The sequence below is a fragment of the Acinetobacter sp. GWC1_38_13 genome (assembly GCF_001767535.1).
Taxonomy (GTDB): domain Bacteria; phylum Pseudomonadota; class Gammaproteobacteria; order Pseudomonadales; family Moraxellaceae; genus Acinetobacter; species Acinetobacter junii.
Genome location: NZ_MELG01000033.1, coordinates 3327 through 5781, shown reverse-complemented (window position 1 = coordinate 5781; position 2455 = coordinate 3327). Strand labels below are relative to the sequence as shown.

The window sequence follows — 2455 nt, the reverse complement described above, 5'->3', positions numbered from 1 at the left end:
ATAGATAAACTTCCAAAAAAGATAGAATCTATAAAAGACCTTTTTAATCTTGCAAAATTTGCAAGTAAAATGAATGCTTTTAATCCAGTAGCAATGGGAACGGCAGCATATAGAACTTCTCAAAAACTATCTGATATGCTTTGGCCAAAATCTAATGATGGTCTTGCATCAACACATTCTCTCGATAGTAATTTAGCGCCAAGTCATTCAAAAGCAGATATTACTATTAGGCTACAAGCAGAACAAGGAACAAATGCTCAAATAGACAAAGTAGAAAAAGATATGGATTTTGGTCTTAAAATATTGAATGATTATATGCTTGGTTCACAACTTGGATATGGGTATTAGAATATGAGTTGGAGAGATAATTTACAGCCAGCATCTTTTAGAGGTATAGGATTTCATGTCTTTTCTCATGAATATTCTATAGGTAGAAGAAATGTTGTTCATCAATATCCGTTTAAAGATGAACCATATATAGAAGACTTAGGTCTTGATGCGGATGAATTTACAATAGAAGGATATATATTAGCGCAGTATAATGAATTTACACAAGATTATGATTATTTTACTGAAAGAAATTCTCTCATATCTGCTTTAAAGCAATCAGGACCAGGAGCATTAGTTCATCCATATCTTGGTGAAAAGTATGTCTCTTTAGTAGGTAAAGCAAGGATAAGGGAGATATTTAGTGAAGGTGGTATTGCTCGCTTTACTATGACTTTTGTAGTAACTGGTGAACCAATATTTCCTAAAGAATCAATTGATACTTCAAGAGCCATAGATTTAGCAGCAGAAAAACTTACAAATGCTACACTGGATTCTTTTCACGATCAATATACTTTAGATGATGCTCCGTCATTTAGTATATCTGGAATGCTTGAAGATTTTGACTCTTATGTTGTTATTGCTAAAAACAAGATAAATTCGATAAGGAATGCTTCTGGAAGTTCTTTGGAATCCGTTAAATCTACTTTTGATGATGCAAGAGAATTAATGCTTGAAGCAGTTCGTTATCCTTGTCAAGTAGGCGCTCTTGTTTTTGATTGTGTTGATAGTGTTTTAGAAATGGCGAATGTTGTTGGTACTGGTTATCTTGGGAAGATCATAGGACAGTGTAGTGGTCAAATTTTAAACAGTAGACTTTCTACTACAGGAGATAAAATAGACGAAATTCTTGGCAGTTCTATGACTTTGTCTTTGCTTGGTCTTACTGGTGTAAGCGATGCTACTGGTTTTGGTACCGCTTTTGATGCAAGTATTTCTGGTGCTGGTTCTCTTAAAAATATTACCGTTACAACTGCTTCGACAGCAAGACAAGCAGCAAATAGACTTGCCTTTGTCAACATGGTTAAGTCCATGTATTTAGCTGGCGCTGTTCGCTCTGCTATTCGTTCTGAATATAGAAGTATGGCAGATGTGGAATCTATCAAAACTTCTATTATAAATAGCATTGATTATATGCTTCTGAAACTTGGAGATGAGTCTGCAAGCGATCCATTTAAGAGTTATGGTATTTATGTTGATAATAGAAATATATATTCAGAAGTAGAAAATTTAAGAAGTGAATTTGCAAAAGCTATAAAGAAGAAATTTATATCTCTTCCATATGAAATAGAAAAAGAAGCGCCGCCAGATACAACAACAATTTTGCATTTAGCTTATGATCAATATTTAGACATATCAAGAGATGAAGAGATATATAAAAGAAATCAACCGACTTTAAAACATCCTGGTTTTGCAAAAGATAAAATAAAGATGTTATCTGTATGAACGAAATAGTATTAAATGTGAACGGTAAAGAATTTTCTGGCTGGAAAGAACTTGAGATATCTCAATCTCTGGATCAACTTGCTTCGTCTTTTGCTTTTTCTTATACAGAAAAATATCCTAATCAAATTGATTCTTTTGATTTTGGCATGGGAGAAGAAGCAATAGTTCAAATTAATGATCATAGATTGATAACTGGATATATAGAAGAGATAGATAAAAATTATGACAATTCAAATCATGTTCTCCAAATAAGAGGGAGAGATAAACTTGGCGATGTCGTAGATTGTTCTTATTGGGAAGAAGGAAAAACAGGAGAATGGTTAAATCAAACAGTAGAAAATTTGGTTAAAAGTTTAGTTTCTCCTTTTGGTATATCTGTTGTTGTAGATGATACAGTTAGAAGTACAGCAGATGAAAGAAAGCTGTCTTTCAAAATAAGAGAAGGCGATACTATTGCTGATTCTCTATCAAGACTAATGCGTGAATTTGCTTTTCTTCCTGTTAGTTATGGAGACGGCAAACTCACAATGACAAGGGCTGCATCTGAAAGAAAAGCGACAACTGCAATTGAAACAGGTAAAAACGTTTTAGCTGGCAATTCTTATCAAAGCAATACTGAAAGATTTAGTAGATATATAGTAAAAGGTTCTAATACAGGCGATCCAGTTCATGAACTTGAAAC

General features: G+C 33.4%; 2 protein-coding genes and 1 pseudogene. All 3 read left to right on the top strand.

The window, feature by feature from the left end:
- A partial coding sequence (locus A2003_RS03260; RefSeq protein WP_286686794.1) for a hypothetical protein occupies window positions 1–348 on the top strand: 348 nt, incomplete at its 5' end.
- A gap of 3 nt (window positions 349–351) precedes the next feature.
- On the top strand, window positions 352–1773 hold the full coding sequence (locus A2003_RS03255) for a DNA circularization protein (protein ID WP_286686793.1): 1422 nt from the start codon (window positions 352–354) through the stop codon (window positions 1771–1773).
- Window positions 1770–2455: pseudogene (locus A2003_RS15030) on the top strand (phage baseplate assembly protein); the annotation flags it as partial. The gene A2003_RS03255 and the pseudogene A2003_RS15030, both read left to right, overlap by 4 nt.

Excerpts from the sequence above, each read along its gene's own strand:
- A2003_RS03255 (WP_286686793.1), top strand. The coding sequence starts at position 352 with ATGAGTTGGAGAGATAATTTACAGCCAGCATCTTTTAGAGGTATAGGA.